Annotated in this window: 20 protein-coding genes and 1 pseudogene; 10 read left to right on the top strand and 11 right to left on the bottom strand. The window is 70.0% G+C overall.

All coding sequences use genetic code 11. The features are described 5' to 3' along the window. Positions 1-41: 41 nt before the first annotated feature. The 3 genes from KCH87_RS25075 to KCH87_RS25065 form a co-directional block, all read right to left on the bottom strand. Complete coding sequence (locus tag KCH87_RS25075; RefSeq protein ID WP_210588492.1) at positions 42-413, bottom strand: VOC family protein; 372 nt, start codon at positions 411-413, stop codon at positions 42-44. A 22-nt stretch (positions 414-435) separates the two neighbouring features. Next, the gene (locus KCH87_RS25070) at positions 436-1401 is read right to left on the bottom strand and encodes an LLM class F420-dependent oxidoreductase (RefSeq protein ID WP_210588491.1); all 966 of its coding nucleotides are present in this window, start codon (positions 1399-1401) and stop codon (positions 436-438) included. Positions 1402-1509: 108 nt separating this feature from the next. Next, positions 1510-2163: a TetR/AcrR family transcriptional regulator gene (locus tag KCH87_RS25065; RefSeq protein ID WP_210588490.1), complete on the bottom strand. Its 654-nt coding sequence runs from the start codon at positions 2161-2163 to the stop codon at positions 1510-1512. 141 nt (positions 2164-2304) lie between these two features. On the opposite strand from KCH87_RS25065, the gene KCH87_RS25060 reads away from it, so the two are divergent. The 3 genes from KCH87_RS25060 (at position 2305) to KCH87_RS25050 (ending at position 5876) form a co-directional block, all read left to right on the top strand. Next, the gene (locus tag KCH87_RS25060) at positions 2305-3252 is read left to right on the top strand and encodes an MBL fold metallo-hydrolase (RefSeq protein ID WP_210588489.1); all 948 of its coding nucleotides are present in this window, start codon (positions 2305-2307) and stop codon (positions 3250-3252) included. A 75-nt stretch (positions 3253-3327) separates the two neighbouring features. Further along, positions 3328-4932, top strand: coding sequence for an MFS transporter (locus KCH87_RS25055; protein ID WP_210588488.1), 1605 nt, complete (start codon positions 3328-3330; stop codon positions 4930-4932). Next, the gene (locus tag KCH87_RS25050) at positions 4929-5876 is read left to right on the top strand and encodes a fumarylacetoacetate hydrolase family protein (RefSeq protein WP_210588487.1); all 948 of its coding nucleotides are present in this window, start codon (positions 4929-4931) and stop codon (positions 5874-5876) included. Before KCH87_RS25055 ends, KCH87_RS25050 begins: the two co-directional genes overlap by 4 nt. A 3-nt stretch (positions 5877-5879) precedes the next feature. On the opposite strand, the gene KCH87_RS25045 is transcribed toward KCH87_RS25050, so the two are convergent. Then, the gene (locus KCH87_RS25045; protein ID WP_210588486.1) at positions 5880-6731 is read right to left on the bottom strand and encodes a phosphotransferase enzyme family protein; all 852 of its coding nucleotides are present in this window, start codon (positions 6729-6731) and stop codon (positions 5880-5882) included. A 137-nt stretch (positions 6732-6868) separates the two neighbouring features. Here KCH87_RS25045 and KCH87_RS25040 point away from each other — a divergent pair, with 137 nt between their 5' ends. After that, complete coding sequence (locus KCH87_RS25040) at positions 6869-8056, top strand: acyl-CoA dehydrogenase family protein (RefSeq protein ID WP_210588485.1); 1188 nt, start codon at positions 6869-6871, stop codon at positions 8054-8056. Here the strand turns inward: KCH87_RS25040 and KCH87_RS25035 are convergent, their stop codons facing one another. Continuing rightward, complete coding sequence (locus tag KCH87_RS25035; protein WP_210588484.1) at positions 8057-9229, bottom strand: LCP family protein; 1173 nt, start codon at positions 9227-9229, stop codon at positions 8057-8059. A 30-nt stretch (positions 9230-9259) separates the two neighbouring features. Then, positions 9260-11362, bottom strand: coding sequence for a glycosyltransferase (locus tag KCH87_RS25030; protein WP_308298902.1), 2103 nt, complete (start codon positions 11360-11362; stop codon positions 9260-9262). Positions 11363-11656: 294 nt separating this feature from the next. Between KCH87_RS25030 and KCH87_RS25025 the strand changes: the two genes are divergently transcribed. Both KCH87_RS25025 and KCH87_RS49250 read left to right on the top strand, forming a co-directional pair. Further along, positions 11657-11950, top strand: a complete 294-nt coding sequence (locus KCH87_RS25025; protein WP_247196764.1) for a hypothetical protein — start codon at positions 11657-11659, stop codon at positions 11948-11950. Further along, positions 11950-12525: pseudogene (locus tag KCH87_RS49250) on the top strand (DNA polymerase ligase N-terminal domain-containing protein); the annotation flags it as partial. The gene KCH87_RS25025 and the pseudogene KCH87_RS49250, both read left to right, overlap by 1 nt. Before the next feature lie 232 nt (positions 12526-12757). Here KCH87_RS49250 and KCH87_RS25015 read toward each other — a convergent pair. Continuing rightward, positions 12758-13159 carry an SseB family protein gene (locus KCH87_RS25015; protein WP_210588482.1) on the bottom strand — a complete coding sequence of 134 codons (402 nt, stop codon included), beginning with the start codon at positions 13157-13159 and terminating at the stop codon, positions 12758-12760. A gap of 300 nt (positions 13160-13459) precedes the next feature. On the opposite strand from KCH87_RS25015, the gene KCH87_RS25010 reads away from it, so the two are divergent. Beyond that, positions 13460-13852, top strand: a complete 393-nt coding sequence (locus KCH87_RS25010) for a VOC family protein (RefSeq protein ID WP_210588481.1) — start codon at positions 13460-13462, stop codon at positions 13850-13852. Positions 13853-13996: 144 nt separating this feature from the next. On the opposite strand, the gene KCH87_RS25005 is transcribed toward KCH87_RS25010, so the two are convergent. Further along, complete coding sequence (locus KCH87_RS25005) at positions 13997-14359, bottom strand: nuclear transport factor 2 family protein (RefSeq protein ID WP_210588480.1); 363 nt, start codon at positions 14357-14359, stop codon at positions 13997-13999. Between the two features lie 25 nt (positions 14360-14384). After that, positions 14385-14522 carry a hypothetical protein gene (locus tag KCH87_RS25000; protein ID WP_210588479.1) on the bottom strand — a complete coding sequence of 46 codons (138 nt, stop codon included), beginning with the start codon at positions 14520-14522 and terminating at the stop codon, positions 14385-14387. Between the two features lie 109 nt (positions 14523-14631). On the opposite strand from KCH87_RS25000, the gene KCH87_RS24995 reads away from it, so the two are divergent. The 3 genes from KCH87_RS24995 to KCH87_RS24985 all read left to right on the top strand — a co-directional run bounded on the left by KCH87_RS24995 (position 14632) and on the right by KCH87_RS24985 (position 17313). Next, positions 14632-15840 (top strand): MFS transporter, encoded by a 1209-nt coding sequence (locus KCH87_RS24995; RefSeq protein WP_210588478.1) that lies wholly within the window; start codon positions 14632-14634, stop codon positions 15838-15840. Between the two features lie 73 nt (positions 15841-15913). After that, the gene (locus KCH87_RS24990; RefSeq protein ID WP_210588477.1) at positions 15914-16354 is read left to right on the top strand and encodes a heme-binding protein; all 441 of its coding nucleotides are present in this window, start codon (positions 15914-15916) and stop codon (positions 16352-16354) included. A gap of 131 nt (positions 16355-16485) precedes the next feature. Continuing rightward, positions 16486-17313, top strand: coding sequence for an aldo/keto reductase (locus KCH87_RS24985; RefSeq protein ID WP_210588476.1), 828 nt, complete (start codon positions 16486-16488; stop codon positions 17311-17313). A 48-nt stretch (positions 17314-17361) separates the two neighbouring features. Here KCH87_RS24985 and KCH87_RS24980 read toward each other — a convergent pair whose 3' ends face one another. Both KCH87_RS24980 and KCH87_RS24975 read right to left on the bottom strand, forming a co-directional pair. Continuing rightward, a complete protein-coding gene (locus KCH87_RS24980; RefSeq protein ID WP_210588475.1) occupies positions 17362-17781 on the bottom strand; it encodes an SRPBCC family protein in 420 nt (139 codons plus the stop codon). Positions 17782-17812: 31 nt separating this feature from the next. Then, positions 17813-18823: an aldo/keto reductase gene (locus KCH87_RS24975; RefSeq protein WP_210588474.1), complete on the bottom strand. Its 1011-nt coding sequence runs from the start codon at positions 18821-18823 to the stop codon at positions 17813-17815. Positions 18824-18826 lie beyond the last annotated feature (3 nt).

The following is an 18826-nucleotide window of genomic DNA, read 5'->3' as shown; positions in this document are numbered from 1 at the left end:
CGGCAGTCGGTCGTTCGGCCGTCGACGTCAGCCGCCGGCGGTCAGCTCCGGCACAGGCAGAACGGGTGGCCGGCCGGGTCCGCGTACACGCGCCAGCCTCGGCTGCCGTCCTTGTCGTCCAGGTCGAGCGGGGTGGCGCCGAGGGCCAGCACCTGGGGCTCGGCCGCGTCGATGTCCGGCACGGTGAAGTCCAGGTGCAGCTGCTGGGAGTTCTCGTCGGCGTGCGGCCAGTCCGGCGGCCGGTGGTCCGGGACCCGCTGGAAGGAGATGCGGTGTCCGCCAGGGGCGTGGAGGTCGTACCAGTCGTCGTTGTGCTGCTTGACCTCACCGCCGAGCACCCCCGCGTAGAACTCCGCGAGCGCGGGTGGGTCCGGGCAGTCCAGGGCTACGAGGCAGTACGTCGCTATGGCCATGATCGTCCCTTCGGTCGTCCGCTCAGAGGTCCTTCAGCGCGGGCAGCAGCTTCTTCTCGGCCCAGTCCAGGAAGGGGAGTTGGTGGTCGTCGCCGACCTGGACGAGGGCGATCTCGGTGAATCCGGCGGTGACGTAGGGGCGTACGGCCTCGACGAAGGTGTCGACGTCGTCGCCGCACGGGATCGTCTCCGCGACGTCCTCGGGCCGGATGTGCCGGGTGGCCGTGTCGAAGCTCGCCGGTCCGGGCAGCTCGGAGTTGACCGGCCAGCCGCCGAGGGCCCAGCGGAACTGTTCGTGGGCCCGCCGGATCGCGGCGTCCTTGTCGGGGTCGTAACAGACGGGCAGTTGGCCCACCTTGGGCTTGCCGCTGCCGCCGTGCCGCTCGAAGGAGTCGACCAGTTCGGCCTTCGCCTCGGTGGCGATCAACAGGTCGGCCAGTCGGCCGGCGAGCGCGCAGGAGCGCTCGCCGGAGACGGCGACGCCGATCCGGGGCGGTTCGTCCGGCAGGTCGAAGAGCCGGGCGTTCTCCACGTCGAAGTGCGGGCCGTGGTGGTTGACGTTCTCGCCGTCGAACAGCGCGCGGATGATCTCCACGGCCTCTTCCAGCATCTCCAGGCGTACGTGCGCGGCGGGCCAGCCGCCGCCCACGACATGTTCGTTGAGGTTCTCGCCGGATCCGAGTCCGAGCCGGAAGCGGCCTTCGGCGAGCAGTTGCGTGGTGGCGGCCTTCTGGGCGACGACCGCCGGGTGGTAGCGGGTCGTCGGACAGGTCACGTACGTCATGAGGGGGATCGTGGAGGTGGCCTGCGCCGCGGCGCCGAGGACGCTCCACGCGTACGGCGCGTGCCGCTGTTCCTCCAGCCAGGGGAAGTAGTGGTCGGACGTGACCGAGAAGTCGAATCCGGCCTGCTCGGCAGCCACCACGTGCTGTACCAGGTCACGGGGGCCGGCCTGCTCGGTCATCATCGTGTATCCGATTTGCACCATATGTTCCTACTAGCCGATCGGCGGTGCCCGAAACGCTCTCCTCACGGGCGGCACCCGAGTGCCCGCCCCGCGACGATCCAGTCCCCGGCGCCGGCGGAAGCAGGGATCTCATGCCGTTCGGACAGGCTCGCCCGCCCCGGCGAGGACACCCCGCAGGATGATGTCGAGCGCGCCGTCGAGGCGGTCGCGCAGGTCGAACGGAGCGGGCTCGACCCGGACCCAGCGCAGGACGGCGGAGAAGTAGCAGGCGGCCAGGATGGCGCCGGTCTGGTCGGGGTCGACGCCGGTCCTGATCTCTCCGTGCCGGCACCCCTCCTGGACGATCTTCGCCAGTTCGATCTCCAGCGACCGGTCCTGGAGGAGGCCACCGAACCGGGCGGAGGCGTCCATCAGGACGGCGGTCTCCGCGCGGGAGGAGACATTGAGGTCGGCCATTTCGCGGAGATAGCGGCGCAGCCGGTCTCCGACCGACAGACCCTCCCCGTTCTGCGCACCGAGGATCTCCGCGGCGCGGGCCCGACGACGGGCGCCCCACTCCTCCAGGAAGCCGACCTTCTGAGAGAAGTGGTTGAAGACGGTGGCCCGGGCGACATCGGCGGTCTCGGCGATCTGTTCCATGGTCGTCGCCTCGTATCCCTGGGAGACGAACAGGTCCAGCGCCGCGGCGTAGAGCTGGTCACGCACCTGCTGCCGCTTGCGCTCACGGCGCCCGCCGGGCGCAGCGACCGGTTCCGATGCGGCTCCTGCCTCCGGGATCTTCATGGCCTCCAGTACAGCACGGCGTGCACGGGTATTGACCCCCCTCGCGCCACCTCTTTAGATTGCGCTCTATTGATGGACTCAAGTCCATCAATAGATTGCAGTCTCGCGACGCATGCGTGCGGGACGCGAACAGGAGGCAGCGTGGCTTCCGTGCTTTCGCCAGCGGGCCGGGTCGACCTCGGCCATGGCTGTTTCGCCTGGATGGCGGACGCGGCGGGATGGGGGATGAGCAACGCCGGGCTGGTCACCGGCCGGGGCGCGTCCTTGCTCGTCGACACCCTCTTCGACCTGCGGCTGACCCGGGCCATGCTCGACGGGCTGGCGCCGGTGACCGAGGACGCACCGATCTCGGCAGTGGTCAACACGCACGGCAACGGCGACCACTGGTTCGGCAACCAGCTCGTGGCCCATGCGGAGATCATCGCGGCCCGCGGAACGCTGACCGACATGCGGCAGGTGGGGCCGGCCGAGATGCGGGCGCTGATCGCCGAAGAGAGCACGGGCGGGCGGTTCGCCCGCCGGATCTTCGGCCGCTTCGAGTACTCCGGCATCCACGGCCGGCTCCCGAACCGGATCTTCGAGGGCGAGGCGGTCCTCGACATCGGCGGAACCGAAGTCCGGCTGATCGACGTGGGCCCCGCGCACAGCACCGGGGACACGATCGTCCATGTCCCGCGGGCGCGGACCGTCTACACCGGTGACATCGTCTTCGCCGGGTCCACACCCGTCGTGTGGCACGGCCCGTTCGCCAACTGGCTGGCCGCCTGCGATCTCCTGCTCCGCCTCGACGTGGACACCGTCGTGCCCGGACACGGCCCGGTCGCCACCAAGGACACCGTGCGCGACGTCCGCGACTACCTGATGTACGTCCACCAGCAGGCGAGCGCCCGCTTCACCGCCGGAATGCCCGCCGAGGACGCCGCCCGCGACATCCGTCTCGGACGCTTCGCCGACCTCGACGAGAGCGAACGCCTCGCGGTCAACGTGCACACCGTCTACCGGGAGCTCGACCCCGAACTGCCCCCGCTCGACGGCCCCCGGCTCTTCCACCGTATGGCCGACCTCGGCTCCCCCTGCCCCGGCCACTGAGCCGCGTCGGCCCCGACCCCTCCGCCTCCTCGGCCGCATCCCCCGGCCCTGTGCCGTACCCATCAAGGAGGAGACATGGTCTCCAGCCCCGCATACGACCCGCCCACCGGCCCGCCCGTCGGCTCGTCCGGCGCCCCGCCCGTCCGGCACACCGGCACGATCATCGCGGCCTGTCTGGCGGTCTGCCTCGCTCAGATCGGCCTCGTCCTGCCCGCCGCGATCAACGGTGTCATCCAGCGCTCCCTTCAGACCTCCGGTGCCGAACTCACCTGGATCAGCGACGCGTTCCTCGTCCCCGCCGCCGTCCTCGCGCTGACCTTCGGTGTCGTGGGCGACCTGTACGGCCGTAAGAAACTGCTGGTGGGTGGCGCACTCCTGGCAGCGGTCGGCTACCTGGTCTCCGCCCTCTCCGACTCGCCGGCGCAGCTGATCACCGGGCAGGCGCTCTCCGGTATCGGCGCCGCGGCCCTCTTCCCCGCCTCCCTCGCCATGATCACCGCAGGCACCCCGACCCCGGCCGCACGCGCCCGCGGCCTGGCCTCCTGGACCACCGCGCTGTCCCTGGGCGCCTTCATCGCCCCGCTGCTGTCCGGCGCAGTCGTCGAACACACCTCCTTCCACTGGGCGTTCGCCGCCGCCGGCGTCCTGGCGCTCATCACCGCGGTCGCGGCCTGGTTCCTCACCGCCGAGTCCAGCGCCCCCGAAGGCCGTTCGCTGGACTGGCCCGGTCAGATCACCATCGCTCTCGCCCTGCTGACGCTGCTGTACGGCATCATCCAGGGCCCCACCGACGGCTGGGGATCGGTGCCCGTGGTCGGTTCCTTCGTCGTCGCCGCGCTGATGCTGGGAGCCTTCGTCGTGGCCGAGACCCGCAGCGCCTCGCCGATGCTGCGCCTGGAGCTGTTCCGCATCCGCGCGTTCGCGGCGTCGGCGGCCATGGCGGTGATCGGCATGTTCGGCTTCCTCGGCGGCGCGTACGACCTGAGCATCCGTCTCGGCGTCATCCAGCACCAGAGCCCGCTGCGGGCCGCCGTGCCGTTCCTGATCATCCAGGGCATCACCCCGTTCATCTGGCCGCTGCTGGCCCGCCTGCTGCACAAGGTCGGCCCCGGTCCGATGCTCGTCACCGGCTTCACCGCCCTGGCCGCCGCCCAACTGTGGCTGCGTGCCGTACCGGTGCACGAGACCGGCGTTCCCGCGCTGCTCGGCCCGCTCGTCCTCAACGGCGTCGGGTTCGGCCTGGTCGTCGCCGCGGTCACCGCCGCCGCCGTCAACGTCGTACCGCCCCACCTCACCGGCATGGCCAGCGCCACCACCAGCCTGGTCCGCGACCTCGGCCAGACCCTCGGCCCGGCCCTCGTCGGCGCCGTCGCGCTCGCCATGGCCGCCGACCAGCTCACCGGCAGCCTGGGCGCAGCGCCGCTCACCCCCGCCGAACACGGCACCGCGACGGCGGTCCTGGACGCGGGCGGCCCCCTGGCCCTGCACACCGCGGACCTCGGCCCGCTCAGCGCCAAGATCGCCCCGCTCACCGAGCGTGCCCTGGCCGACGGATACAACAACGGACTCCTGCTCACCGCCGCCGCCTGCGTGGCCGCCGCCGCGATCGCCGCCGTCTTCCTCGGCGTCAGGCCGCGCAGCGCCGACCTCACCGGAAAGACAGAAGGGGACCAGGCATGAAGTACGCGACGTTCCTGTACGACGGGAAGCAGCAGTCGGGAGTCGTGGTCGACGATCGGGTGCACCCCTTCGACGGGCCAGGGGAACTCCTTGAGCTCATCGAAGAGGGCGAGCACGGCCTGCGCACCGCCGCCACACGCGCCCTGAACCGGTCCGTCCCCCTGCCCCTCACCGACGTAGGGCTGCTGCCCCCGCTTCAGCCGCCCACGGTAAGGGACTTCATGACCTTCGAAAGCCATGTCGCGGGCATCGCCCAGGGATACGGCGACACGGTCCCCGCCGAGTGGTACACCGCCCCCGCCTTCTACTTCACCAACCCGTACGCCGTGATCGGCGCCCACGACGACGTCCCCGTCCCCCCGGGCTGCAAGCGCTTCGACTTCGAACTCGAAGTGGCCGCGGTCATCGGCAGGGCCGGCCGGGACCTCACCCCCGAACAGGCCCGCGAGCACATCGTCGGCTACACCGTCCTCAACGACTGGTCCGCCCGCGATCTCCAAGGCCGCGAGATGAAGGTGAAACTCGGCCCGGCCAAGGGCAAGGACACCGCCACCACCCTCGGCCCCTGGCTGGTCACCGCCGACGAGCTCGAACCCCACCGGGACACCGACGGCTTCCTCGACCTCCTGCTCACCGTCGAGGTCAACGGAGAAGGCGTCGGCCAGGACAGCCTCGCCAACATGGCGTGGACCTTCGAGGAGATGGTGGCCTACGCATCCCGCGGCACATGGATCCGCCCCGGCGACGTCCTGGGCTCCGGCACCTGCGGCAACGGCGGTTGTCTGGCCGAACTGTGGGGCCGCCACGGCGGTCTGCCGGAACCGCCTCCGCTCGCTCCCGGAGACACCGTCACCATGACCGTTCAGGGCATCGGAGCCATCAGCAACACCGTCGTCGAAGGCGTCCCGCCCGTACGACTACCACACGCCCGGCGCAGACACTGATCCTCAGCCGTGGGTATCCAGGCCGTTGCGATCGAGTGCTGCTCGGATCTGGCCGAGCCACTCTGTGCCCAGCCGGCGCCCGTCGGGGAGTTGGTCGTCTCGATCCCAGCGCCAGGTTGTGATCATCGCCAGCACGAGGATCCGGCACTCGCGCAGCAGGTCTTGATCGACACCCGGATAGTGCTCGCCGACTTCTTCGGGCGCATGGGCGAGGTCGAATTCGACGGGCCCACGGCAACACGTCTCAAGGTCTATGAACAGCAGCCCGTTCTTCGTGGTGAGCACGTTGCCCGGGTGCGGCTCGCCGTGCAGCAGCTGCTCGGCGCCGCCGCGCTCGCCGATCACTCGTCTCAGGCGTCGTAGCGTGTCGCCGAGCAGCTCCCGGTCGGCGTCGACGAGCGCCGGAGTGCGGTCGCGGTTCGCCACGAGTTGCTGGGCCTGCTCGACTCGCTCCGTGAAGTGCTGCGCCGGGACATCGACTTCGCGCATGCCGGCATGCAGCCGGGCGAGCCCACCGGCGTAGTCGGCCGGTGGGATCTCTTGAGGTGCCACGGGTTCGTAGTAGGTCCACAGCGTGACCACGAAGCCATCACGGTCATGGACGCGTGGCTCCACTCGGGGCTCCAGAGCAGCGACAGGGCATCCGGCTTCGGCGAGCCGCTGAGCAAGCTCGACTTCGAACTGTGCGACCTGCTGCGCTACCGGTGCCACCCGGGCCAGGACGTCACAAGGCAGGAGGCGCAGAGTGAGCTTGTTCGAGTCATTGAGAATGATCGCGTCGTCGGCTGTCAGGTCGAGTGATGAGGCGATCGACATGGCCGCGGAAACCGCACGCCGGACCTCTGACGCCCGCATCGTCGCCTGGCCCCTCTCCCTTGGGCGCTGCCACACATCTCCAAGCCGTGCAACCTGCGCACCCTACTACCCCTTCGGCTGCTCCCGGCTCGGCAGGCGTCGTTGACAGCCCCGGTCGTCCGCGTGACGGTGCGTTCATGACTCCGTCCTCCGCACCGTCCGGTGCAGACGCCGAACTCGTGGCCCGCGTACGAGCGTTACGTCCCCTCATCCGCGAACACGCCTTCCGCACCGAGCAGGAACGGCGCGTCACGCGTGAAGTCGTCGACGCCCTCACCGAGGCCGGAGTCTTCCGGATGAACGTGCCCCGGCGGTACGGCGGTTGTCAGAGCAGCCTGCGGACACAGGTCGACACGTTGGCCGAGGTCGCCGCCGCGTGCGGTTCGGCCGGGTTCATGGCGTTGATCCAGGCGGGGTGCGCGTACATCGCGGCGCTGTTTCCCGACGAGGCGCAGGACGAGATCTTCACCGGCCCGGACGTACGGGTCAGCGGCACTCTCATCCCGGATGCCACCGCCGTCCCCACCAAGGACGGGTACGTCGTCAACGGCACCTCCCCCTTCGCCACCGGCTGTCAGGACGCCGACTGGCATCTGCTCACCGCACGGGTCGAGTCCGGCGACGAGCCTCCCGAGATCCTGTGGGCCGCCGTTCCCATGGCCGAGCTGGAGGTCCTCGACGACTGGCACGTGACAGGACTGGCGGGCAGCGGCAGCAACAGCGTCGTCGCCCGGGACGTCGTCGTGCCGGCTCATCGCGTGCTGCCGGTCGGGCCGTTGCTGGGCGGGGAGTTCCCGTCCAAGGCCAACGCGGACGACCCGTTCTACCGGATGCCGGTGCTGATGCTGTTCTGCGCCTGGACGACGCCGAACGCGCTCGGCCTGGCGCGCTCGGCGCTGGCGGAGTTCCGGGAGCGGATCCACCGGCGCGGCATCACGTACACCTTCTACGAGCGGCAGAGCGAGGCCGCCGTCACGCACCTGCAAGCGGCCGAGGCCGCGCTGAAGGTCTCCTGTGCCGAGCTGCTGACCGGCGACATCGTCACGCTGATCGAGTCGCGGGCGGCGAGCGGGGAGCCGTACACGACGGAGGAACGGGCGCGGATCCGGGCAGGGAGCGGCTATGTGGCGCGGCTGTGCACGGAGGCCGCCGAGCTGATCGGCTCGGCATCCGGTGCCTCCTCACTGCACCGGGACGTGCCGATCCAGCGGACCGTGCGCGATCTGCGGGCGCTGAGCCTGCACTCGTTCGTCAACCCGGCCACCAACCTGGAGCTGTACGGCCGGGTGCTGTCCGGGCTCGACGCGGGTACGCCGTTCCTGTAGTCATCCCGCGGGCGTCACCCGATCGTTCCGCAGCGCTGTGAAGAGTGCCCGCGCCCGCCGCTCGTCCCATTTCACCGCGCTGCCCTTGGAGGTACGGAAGTCGGGGTCGGAGACGGGCACGTTGAGCTGGTTGCCCTTCCCCGACGCGGTCGCCCGCATCGCCTCGAACAGTGACACGAGGTCGGGCAGATCCGTGCCCTTGTCCACGATCAGGGTGTCGAGGCCCGCGCCGGCCGTCGGGACGGACTTGGTCGGGTCCAGGAGGGTGGACGGCGTGACCGCCTTCTGCGCGAGCGCGGCCAGGAACTTCTGCTGGTTGCGGGTGCGCCCCAGGTCGCCCTGTGCCTCCTGCTTGCGCTGCCGTACGAACGCCAGGGCCTCGGCGCCGTCGAGGGTCTGGCAGCCTCTGGGCAGGTCGGCGCCCGAGTCCTTGTCCTGCACAGCCCTCTCCAGGCACATGTCGACTCCGCCCACCGCGTCGACGACGCCCACGAAGCCGGCGAAGCCGATCTCCGCGTAGTGGTCGATGCGCACCCCCGTGTTGCGTTCCACGGTCTGGACGAGCAGGTCGGGGCCGCCGAGCGAGAACGCCGCGTTGAGCTTGTTCGGTGTGGCGGCGTAGCGCCTGCCGGTGTCCGGGTCGACGTACGGCGGGAGGGTCACCCACGAGTCGCGCGGCAGGCTCAGCATCGTGGTGCCGCCGGCCCCGGTGTGCAGCAGGATCATCGAGTCGGTGCGGCGGCCCTCGGTCGAGCCGGTGTTCAGGTCCTTCTGGTCCTTCAGGGACAGGCCCTCGCGGCTGTCGGAGCCCACGACCAGGTAGTTGGTGCCCTCGCCGAGCGGCGCGCGGCCGGTGAGGGCGCCGAGGTCGACCTCCTGGTTGAGGCGGGTGTCGGCCCAGACGTACGCGCCGACGCCGGAGAGCGGCAGCGCGGCCGACAGGATGGCCGCCGTCCACAGGACGCGGCGGCGTCGGGTGCGGCGGCGCCCCGGGGTCCGGCTGCGGCGGTCGTAGGCGCTCTGGTCGTAGCGGCCGGGGGTGGCGGGCGAGGGCATGCCGGGCAGGGGGGCCGTGCGGGTCGAGGGCGGAGGCACCACCGGGGGCGGTGGCACGGCGCCCGGCACCGCTCTCGCCGTCCGGCGGTCTCCTGGATGGTCGGTCCAGTCGTTCATCCACCCGTCCCGCTGGTTCTGCTCGAAGGGTCAACGCATCCGCAGACTCTTGTACGGAACGGGACCACCGATCTGTTCAGCGGCCGAGCCGGATCGCTTGACGCGGTGCCACTTCAGCCGGCTGCCGAGCAGCAGGGCGACCAGGGACTGGATGACGACCAGGTACATCAGCTGCCGGTAGACGATGATCTGGAACGGCATCGTCCACAGTGTCCGCAGCCGCTCGCCGTCGAGTTTCAGGGCGTAGCCGGACGTGGCGAGCTGGACGCCGAGGAAGGCGAACCACACCAGGGCCGACACCAGCGGATCGCGGAACAGCACGCCGTACAGCGCGTAGACGTCGATGACGGGCGCAAGAAGCGGCAGGGCGACCTGGAAGAGCGCGATGTACGGCAGTCCGCGCCGGCCGAAGCGCCCGGCCGTGCCCCCGCTGAAGAAGGCACCGCGGTGCTTCCACATCGCCTGGACCGTGCCGTAGCACCAACGGTAGCGCTGCTGCCACAACTGGCGTACCGACGTGGGTACTTCGGTCCAGGCGACGGCGGACTCCTCGTACAGCACCCGCCAGCCCGCCCGCCACAGGGCCATCGTGAGGTCGGTGTCCTCGGCGAGGGTGTCCTCGCTGAGCCCTCCGACGCCCAGCACCACGTCCCGACGGAAGGCGCCGATGGCACCGGGCACCGTCGTCATGCACTCCAGGACCTCGAACATGCGCCGGTCGAGATTGAAGCCGAAGACGTATTCCAGATGCTGCCATCTGGCCAGCAGCCCGCGCCGGTTGCCCACCTTGGTGTTGCCGCTGACGGCGCCGACGGCCGCGTGCGCGAGCGGCTGGATGAGCCGCTCGATGGCATCGGGCTCGAAGACGGTGTCGGCGTCGACCATCACCACGATGTCGTACCGCGCCCGCGCCAGCCCGGAGTTGAGCGCGGCGGCCTTGCCCTCGTTGGGCTTGCGGATCACCTCCACGCGCGGATCCCCGATCCCCTCGGCGATCTCGGCCGTACGGTCGGTCGACCCGTCGTCGATCACGATGATCTGGAGCTTCTGGTGGGTGGAGTCGAGCAGCGAAAGGACGGTGGACTCGATGCCGACCTCTTCGTTGTACGCCGGCACCAGCACCGTCACCGGCCCGGTCACCTCCCGCATCCAGGGCGCCCCCGGCCGGAACCGCTCCAGCCGGCGCACATGAGCCCGGGCGAACAGGGCGAGCAGCACCAGCCGCAGCACACCGAGGCCGCCGGCGATGCCGAGGGTCCAGATCATGGCCGTGGAGAAGGCGCGCCCGGCGGCCGTGGCCCAGATCAGTCCCTGCCCCTGCCATCGATCGAGGGTGGAGGCGGAGGAGTAGGGGACGAGGTCGAGTCCCGTGGACACGGTGGTGAACCGGTCCACGTTCCGGTTCCCGAGCAGCTTCTTCGCCTCCTGGTACGCGGTGGCCGTCTGGCTCAACTGCCTGACCGTCCCCAGCGCCGGTTTCCGCGACCCCTTGTCGGCGGCGACGAGCACGTAGCCGTACGCGGTGGCACGCCGGGCCGCCTGCCACTCGCGGCCGCACAGCGTGTCCGGTGTCGTGGTCCGCGGCATCCGCAGCAGATTGGTGTGCAGACCGGTGGCGCCCGCCAACGCGGCCTGGGTCATGTCGAGTTCGGCGTCGAAGCGGGGCGTCGAGGACTCGCCGAGAACCGCGCCGGTGTACGTGTTCGAGCCGATCTCGTGCCCCTCTGCGCGGATCCGCCGGATCAGTTCGGGGTACTGGGCCGCTCGGGCGCCGTTGACGAAGAAGGTGGCGCGTGCCCGGTTCGTGCGCAGCAGGTCGAGCAGGCGCGGAGTCCATACGGGGTCGGGCCCGCCGTCGAAGGTGAGCGCTACCGTGCGGGGCGGCATCGCCGCCGTCTGTATCCCGTTGCGGTTGATCCCGATCACCGGCCCGCCGTTCGCCACGGCATCCGGCACGGGCGAGGTGCACGGCGACCGGGTCTTCGCGGCATCGACCTCGTGCTCGGTCCAGCCCTGGAAGAGCAGCACGGCGAACAGGGCGGGGAGAGTGAGGGCCAGCAGCAGCCAGTGGGCGCGTGGGTCGCGGCTCTGTTTGTGACGGGCTTTCCGGCGTGGCTTCAGCCCGGCCGTCACGAGAGTCCACCTCCGCTGCGGGTTTCACCTCTGCCCACGGCTGAGGAGATCTTCATCCACTGCTTGGCGAGGCTGGGGGTACGCATGGGGCGCGAGTGTAGTTACGGGTTTTCGATCACGTGGGCATAACGGCACTACTCACTCGGCGCTCGGTGGCCGCCTTCAGCTTTCGCGTGGACGGGCAGGCCCTGCCCGTCCACGCCACCGGCCCGTGTGACCCGCCAGGTCACGGGTACCCGTAGCGGCGACATGACCCCTGGGGGTCCTCTCAGGCTCTCTGAGGAGATGACTCGGATGCTGTTCATCGGACTGCTCCTCCTCGCGGCCAGTGGCACGTTCACCGGCCTGGCCATCGCCGGCAACCTGTCCGGCGGACCCGAGTACACCGTGTCGGTGCTCGGCAACGACATCGTCACCCTGAACACCCTGGCCATCTTCTGCTCCGGCCTCGCACTGGCGTTGATCTTCAGCCTGGGTCTGGCCATGGCGATGCGCGGGGCGGTTCACGGGCGTCACAGCCGCCTGCGCGCCCGACGCACGCAGGTCGCCGGGCCGGACACGATGGCCGGACCGCACCTCCAGCACTGATGAGCGCGACGAAGGATGCGCTGGCCGATTACCACCGCAAGCGCGACTTCTCCAGGACCGAAGAGCCGCGGGGCAGGGACGGGAGGGCCGGCGACGAGCCCGGCTTCGTGGTGCAGATTCATGACGCGAGCACGATGCACTTCGACTTCCGGCTGGAGGTGGACGGGGTTCTGAAGTCCTGGGCCGTCCCCAAGGGGCCCTCCGCCGACCCGCACGAAAAGCGGCTGGCCATGCCCACCGAGGACCACCCGCTGGAGTACCGGGAGTTCGAAGGCGTCATCGCCGAGGGCGAGTACGGCGGAGGCACCGTCATCGTGTGGGACGAGGGAAGCTACAGCAATCTCACCGTCGACCGGTCCGGCGACGAGATCCCCTTCGCCGATGCCCTGCGCAAGGGCCACGTCTCGTTCCGGCTGGACGGCGCCAAACTGCACGGCGGCGGTGCTCAGCGGACGCACGTTGAAGCAGGTGGCCCGGGAGGCCGGTGGACAGGAGAACGACGGACGATGACCGGGCTGCCGGACCGTCTCCCCGCCGCCCGACGAGAGCAATCGGCGGTCCTTCGACGACGGCTGGCTCTTCGAACGGAACTGGACGGCGTACGCGCCCTGGCCGTGCCGGACGGCGGCCGGACGCACTTGATGTCGAGCTTGATGTCGAGCGGCGGCCGGTCGCTGGAGGCGACCTACCCCGAGGTCGTCGCCGTGCGCGACGGCCGCACTCTGGCCTTCGGCTCGCGGGTGCGCGTCACCCCGCAACCGCACTAGGCAGCCGGGAAGAGAAGATGCGGCGCTCCCCCCCTCGGCCTCAGGCGGCGCCGCGATCGAGCAGCTGCCTGACGCCCTGAGCCGTCAGCGCGACTTCCTCCGGTGTGCCGCCGTCGATGACCAGCGCCAGCTTCTCGGACGGCCAGATGTGGGCGAGCGCGCCGAGCGTCACCTGCTGATGCTCTGTGATCTGAGGGTGCGCCTGCTCCATGCGTGCCCGGGTGGTGAACACCGGCACCAGTTCCGTGCCGTCCTCCTGCTCGTAGAGGGGCAAGGCCACTGCCCCGGGATCCTGCTCCTGAAGTTCCGTGGCACCGGTGGGGACAAGGACCGCGCTCCCGGCCAGGGTGTTCAGCTCGGCTTGGTCCGCGTCGCCCGCGACCATGGCGCGCAGGGCCAGATGTACGGCGGGGGCGGCGCCGTTGCGAGAGAAGTTGGTCATGGCTGATCCAATCGGCGGGTCGAAGGTGAGGGGGACGGCCCCGATCGAGGGCCAACGCCCGACTACCCGGAGTCCCTCGGCCCATGTGTCCCGTTGGGTGCCTTTCCAGCCGCGCCGAGGGCATTGACGGCACGCACGCGTGCACCCCAGGGCGGAGGGAATCCGCCGGCCGCCGAAGGCTCCCAGAGGGTGACGCGCGGCGACCATCCGGACGCGAGCCCGCGAGGCGGAGGTCCGGGTGGTGGTCCGCTGGGGGTGGCCTCGGAAATCCGGGACGGACCACGCGAAGGAGACAACGGCATGTTCGGACAGTCGAAGGCGTTCAGCGGCTTCTCGGTCGACGACCTCGGCAGGGCCCGCCAGTTCTACGGCGAGACGCTCGGCCTCCAGGTGGAGGAGAGCGGGCAAGGCGACATGAGGATGCTCACGATCAAGCTGGGCAGCGGCGCAAGCGTCTTTGTCTACCCCAAGGACAACCACACACCCGCGAGCTTCACGATCCTGAACTTCCCCGTGGACGACATCGAGGCGGCCGTCGACGGGCTGGCGCAGCGCGGCGTGAGCATGGAGCGCTACCCGGAGTTCGGATCCGACGACAAGGGCATCGTCCGGGGCCCCGAAGGCGGCCCAACGGCGATCGCCTGGTTCAGGGACCCGGCGGGCAACGTCCTGTCCGTGATTCAGGAGAACTGAGCCCTCGCCCGAGTGCGCAGCGGGTTCGCAGCCGTGCCCTCAGTGCTCAGCAGCACGACCACCGAGGTCGGCCCCAGCCCCAGAGCCGTACGGCGTTCCGCGGCTCCCACGCCGGTGAGCACCCCGCGGCCGGAGCGCCCCTGCTCAATCCCGCCGAAGGACGTAGCGCACGGTCTGCGCCTGGATCAGACCGTCGCGGAAGACGAAGGTGTCGACTCCGTCATCGACTCGGCCATGGGGACTGACAGCAGACCACTCCAAGAACAGTACCTCCCCGGCGAACTGCGGCTTCAACTGCCAGTCCGCGTCGGGCAGATCGGACAGCAGAGCGGCTATGCCCCGCTTCACCCCTTCCCTGCCGTGCAGGACCCCGGCGGGGGTGATGAAGACGGCGTCCTCGGCATAGTTGGCACTGATGCTGTCGAGATCTGCCGTGCCCAGACGGGTTCCGTGATCCTCGAAAATCTCCTCGGGAGTGCGCTGGGGCGTACCAGATGTAGCGGTCATGATGAACTCCTCAAATCGTGATCCCTCACGCGGCGAGCGCCGTCGACACCTGCACCGCCTCGACCGTGCGCACCAGAGCCTCCAGCCGTGGATCTTCGGCAGCCTCTTCGAGCGCCTCGCACAGTGCCGCCTCGTTCAGCGGACCGCCCCACCATAGTTGCATACGACGACAAACACATTCCACTGTTTACCGCGCTTGCACGTATACGGCGTCTGCAACTATTGTCATGTGCCGTAAGCGCCTCACACAATCACTCGGAAGGCAGCTCCCCATGCCTCTCGCGCTCCTGGCCCTGGCCATCGGCGCCTTCGGTATCGGCACCACCGAATTCGTGATCATGGGTGTATTGCCCCAGGTCGCGGATGACTTCGGCGTCACCATCCCGACGGCCGGCTGGCTGGTCTCCGGCTACGCCCTCGGCGTCGTCATCGGCGCCCCGCTCCTGACCGCGCTGGGCACCAAGGTGTCCCGCAAGAAGATGCTGATGTTCCTGATGGCGTTGTTCGTCGTCGGCAACGCGCTGTCCGCCGCCTCCCCCAGCTTCGGCGTCATGCTCATCGGCCGCATCACCGCCTCCCTCGCGCACGGCGCGTTCTTCGGCATCGGCTCCGTGGTCGCAGCCGATCTGGTGGCCCCGGAGAAGAAGGCCTCGGCCATCTCCCTGATGTTCATGGGCCTGACCGTGGCCAATATCGTCGGTGTCCCCGGCGGCACCTACATCGGGCAGGCCGCCGGCTGGCGCGTCACCTTCACCGTCGTCGCCGCGCTCGGCATCGTCGGCCTTTTGGGCGTCGCCAGGTTGGTGCCCGAAATGGGCCGACCGCAGACTGAGAACGTACGCACCGAGTTCGCCGCGTTCCGCAACGTGCAGGTATGGCTGGCCATGGCGATGACAGTTCTGGGATACGGCGGAGTGTTCGCCGCGATCACCTACATCACCCCGATGATGACGGAGGTCGCCGGTTACACCGAGGGCGCCGTGACGTGGCTGCTCGTGCTGTTCGGTGTCGGCATGTTCCTGGGCAACCTGCTCGGCGGCAGGTTCGCCGACCGTGCCCTGATGCCGATGCTGTTCGCCACCCTCGCGGCCCTGACCGCGGCCCTGCTGCTGTTCACCGCGACCGCCCACAACAAGGTCCTCGCCGCGATCACCCTCTCCCTGATCGGCGCCCTCGGCTTCGCGACCGTGCCGCCGCTACAGAAGTGGGTGCTCGACCAGGCCTCGGCCGCCCCGACCCTGGCCTCCGCCGCCAACATCGGCGCCTTCAACCTCGGCAACGCCCTCGCGGCCTGGCTCGGCGGCATCGTCATCGCCGCAGGCCTGGGATACACCGCCCCCAACTGGGTCGGCGCCCTTCTCTCCGGCACCGCCCTGCTGCTCGCCTTCCTCGCCGCCCACCTGGACCGCCGCACCCGCGCAGCGGGCCACGTCGTCGCTTCCCCGGGGAGCGAGGACCTACCGGCAGCCGTCCGGCACTGAGCCACCGCGACACGGCGCCACACTCCACCCCACCCCACCCCACTCAATTCATGCACCGCGAAAGGAACCTGCCATGAGCACCACTGCCACCACCACTGCCACCACCGCTGTCGCCCCGCTCACCACCCAGGACGCGGAGGTCCTCCTGACCTCCGCCCGCCGGGCCGCCGAGGCCGCGGGAGTCCCCGTGAGCGTCACCGTCCTGGATGCCGGCGGGCACCTGCTGGCTTTCCGCCGCGACGACCAGGCCGTCCTGATCTCCGGTGAGACCAGCACCCGTAAGGCGTACACCGCTCTCCAGCTCAACGCTCCGACCGCCGACCTCGTCGATCTGGTCAAGCCCCACGGCCCCTTCCACAGCCTGCCCACCGCGCTCGACCGTCCGCTGCTGTTCATCGCGGGCGGCCTGCCTGTCCACCGCGACGGACGCCTGATCGGCGCCATCGGTGTCGGCGGCGGCGCTCCCGAGCAGGACCACGGCTTCGCCGCAACGGCCGTCGGGACCCTGGCCTGACCGTTCAGTTCACTACCGGCCGCGCGCCGGTCGTCATTGCCCCACGCCGGATCCCGAGCGGGAACACCGAATTCCGCTTCGAGATCCGGGCACTCGCCAAGCACCGTCCGATGGAAAGCAAGGAACCACACATGGCCCCCACCGTTCCCACCGTCACGCTCAACAACGGCGCCCAGATCCCGCAGCTCGGCTTCGGTGTCTTCCAGGTCCCGGACGCCGAGACCACCGCGGCCGTGACCGCGGCCCTCGAAGCCGGCTACCGCTCCATCGACACCGCCGCCATCTACGGCAACGAGACCGGTGTCGGCAACGCCCTCGCTGGCTCCGACCTCACCCGTGACGAGCTGTTCGTCACCACCAAGCTGTGGAACGCCGACCAGGGATACGACGCCACGCTCAAGGCGTTCGACGCCAGCCTGGCCAAGCTGGGCCTGGACCACGTCGACCTCTATCTCATCCACTGGCCCACCCCGGCCCGTGATCTGTACCGGGATTCCTGGAAGGCCATCGAGAAGCTGGTGGCCGACGGCCGGGTCCGCACCGCCGGCGTCTCCAACTTCCAGCCCGACCATCTGCGGCGGCTGCTGGACGGCGCCTCGCTCGTGCCGGCCGTCAACCAGATCGAGCTGCACCCCGGTCTCCAGCAGGCCGAGCTGCGCGCCCTGCACGCCGAGCTCGGCATCGCCACCGAGGCCTGGAGCCCGCTCGCGCAGGGCGCGATGCTCAAGGAGCCCGCGCTGACGGACATCGCGGCCCGGCACGACAGGTCCCCCGCCCAGGTGGTTCTGCGCTGGCACCTTCAGCTGGGCAACATCGTCATCCCCAAGTCGGTCACGCCGACCCGGATCCAGCAGAACATCGACGTCTTCGACTTCACCTTGTCGGACGAGGAGATGACCGCGATCGCCGCACTCGACCGCGGCCTGCGCACCGGCCCGGATCCCGACACCCTCAACTGAGCCCACGTCTCGTTCCCGGACCGACGGGCGAGTGTGCCGCACTCTGCTTCAGGCGCTCACGGTCTCCAGCAGCGCGGCGAGCCCGTCGGCGTAGATGCCGTGGAAGAGGTCCTCGGCTTCGGCGTCGCTGACGCCGACCGGGGTGAACGAGCCGGACCATTCGACGCGCGAGGCGTCGGGGCGGCCGGGGACGGCGTGCACGCTCAGCGTGGAGAGGTACGCGGTCACCGGGAAGGGCGCCTGTTCGATGGCGTAGGAGTAGGTGCGTGCGTCGTGGTCGAAGGCCTGGAGGCGTTCGACGATGACGCCGCCGTCCTGGTTGGTCAGGCGACGTGTGCGGCCGCCTTCACCGAGTTCGCTGTGGGGGATGTAGGGCAGCCAGTCGGGCAGGGAGCCGAAGCCGCCGATCAGCTGCCAGACGCGGTCGGGGCTCTGCGGGAGGTCGAGGGAGACGGTGGTGGTGGCCATGGGGGGGGTGCTCTCTGTGGTGTGCCGTGTGTCAGGCAGTGGGGGTGGGGGCGTCGGCGGCGATGAGCTTCTCGTCGCGCAGGGCGGTCCAGAAGGCTGCCGGGACGCTCTCGTTCAGAGCGGCGACGTCCTCGGCGATACGGCTGGGCCGGGTTGCGCCGGGGACGACGGCCGCCGTCGCCGGGTGGGCCAGGGCGAACTGCAGGGCAGCGGCCTTGATGCCGACTCCGTGCTCGGCGGCGAGTGCCTTTATCCGCTCCACCTTGGCGATGATCTCCGCCGGGGCCTTCTGGTACTCGAAGTGCTGCCCGCCGGCGAGGATGCCGGAGCTGTAGGGGCCGCCGACCACCATGCCGACGCCCTGCTCGGTGGCGGCGGGCAGCAGACGCTCCAGGGACCGGTCGTGGTCGAGGAGGGTGTAGCGGCCGGCCAGGAGGAACCCGTCGGGCTTGGGCTCGTCCAGGTCGAGGGTGAGCTCGATCGGCTCGACACGGTTGACACCGAGACCCCAGGCCTTGATGACACCTTCGTCACGAAGCCGCTGTAGGACGCGGAAGGCGCCGGTGCGCGCGGTCTCGTAGACGGCGAGCCAGTCGTCGCCGTGGAAGTCCTGGGCGACGTCGTGCACCCAGACGATGTCGAGGCGGTCCGTCTTCAGGCGGGTGAGGCTGTCCTCGATGGAGCGGAGGGTGGCGTCCGCCGTGTAGACGTCGATCATCTTGTTCGGGCGGCCGTGCTCGAACAGGCCGCCCTTCTCGCCGAGTTCGCGGGCGGCAGGGTCCTCTGTCTCGTCGAGGATGACGCGGCCGACCTTGGTACTGAGCACGAACTCGTCACGCGGGCGGCCCGCAAGGACCTCACCCAGTCGGATCTCGGACAGGCCGGCGCCGTAGAACGGGGCGGTGTCGAAGTAGCGGATGCCCGCGTTCCAGGCGGCCTCGACGGTGGCCGCGGCCTCCTCGTCCGGGATGGCGCGGAACATGTTGCCGAGCGGCGCGGTGCCGAAGCCGAGAGGGCCCGGCAGAAGGGACTTGATGCCCATGAG

Source organism: Streptomyces sp. GESEQ-35, assembly GCF_017948485.1.
Classification (GTDB): Bacteria; Actinomycetota; Actinomycetes; order Streptomycetales; family Streptomycetaceae; genus Streptomyces.
This window is presented reverse-complemented; position numbering and strand designations above follow the sequence as displayed.

Coding starts and splice junctions, on each gene's coding strand:
- KCH87_RS25010 (WP_210588481.1), top strand. CDS start 13,460: ATGTTCGGACAGTCGAAGGCGTTCAGCGGCTTCTCGGTCGACGACCTC.
- KCH87_RS25065 (WP_210588490.1), bottom strand. CDS start 2,163: ATGAAGATCCCGGAGGCAGGAGCCGCATCGGAACCGGTCGCTGCGCCC.
- KCH87_RS25050 (WP_210588487.1), top strand. CDS start 4,929: ATGAAGTACGCGACGTTCCTGTACGACGGGAAGCAGCAGTCGGGAGTC.
- KCH87_RS24975 (WP_210588474.1), bottom strand. CDS start 18,823: ATGGGCATCAAGTCCCTTCTGCCGGGCCCTCTCGGCTTCGGCACCGCG.
- KCH87_RS25035 (WP_210588484.1), bottom strand. CDS start 9,229: ATGAACGACTGGACCGACCATCCAGGAGACCGCCGGACGGCGAGAGCG.
- KCH87_RS25070 (WP_210588491.1), bottom strand. CDS start 1,401: ATGGTGCAAATCGGATACACGATGATGACCGAGCAGGCCGGCCCCCGT.
- KCH87_RS25055 (WP_210588488.1), top strand. CDS start 3,328: ATGGTCTCCAGCCCCGCATACGACCCGCCCACCGGCCCGCCCGTCGGC.
- KCH87_RS25025 (WP_247196764.1), top strand. CDS start 11,657: ATGCTGTTCATCGGACTGCTCCTCCTCGCGGCCAGTGGCACGTTCACC.
- KCH87_RS25005 (WP_210588480.1), bottom strand. CDS start 14,359: ATGACCGCTACATCTGGTACGCCCCAGCGCACTCCCGAGGAGATTTTC.
- KCH87_RS24995 (WP_210588478.1), top strand. CDS start 14,632: ATGCCTCTCGCGCTCCTGGCCCTGGCCATCGGCGCCTTCGGTATCGGC.
- KCH87_RS24990 (WP_210588477.1), top strand. CDS start 15,914: ATGAGCACCACTGCCACCACCACTGCCACCACCGCTGTCGCCCCGCTC.
- KCH87_RS25000 (WP_210588479.1), bottom strand. CDS start 14,522: ATGCAACTATGGTGGGGCGGTCCGCTGAACGAGGCGGCACTGTGCGAG.
- KCH87_RS25045 (WP_210588486.1), bottom strand. CDS start 6,731: ATGCGGGCGTCAGAGGTCCGGCGTGCGGTTTCCGCGGCCATGTCGATC.
- KCH87_RS25040 (WP_210588485.1), top strand. CDS start 6,869: ATGACTCCGTCCTCCGCACCGTCCGGTGCAGACGCCGAACTCGTGGCC.
- KCH87_RS24980 (WP_210588475.1), bottom strand. CDS start 17,781: ATGGCCACCACCACCGTCTCCCTCGACCTCCCGCAGAGCCCCGACCGC.
- KCH87_RS24985 (WP_210588476.1), top strand. CDS start 16,486: ATGGCCCCCACCGTTCCCACCGTCACGCTCAACAACGGCGCCCAGATC.
- KCH87_RS25015 (WP_210588482.1), bottom strand. CDS start 13,159: ATGACCAACTTCTCTCGCAACGGCGCCGCCCCCGCCGTACATCTGGCC.
- KCH87_RS25075 (WP_210588492.1), bottom strand. CDS start 413: ATGGCCATAGCGACGTACTGCCTCGTAGCCCTGGACTGCCCGGACCCA.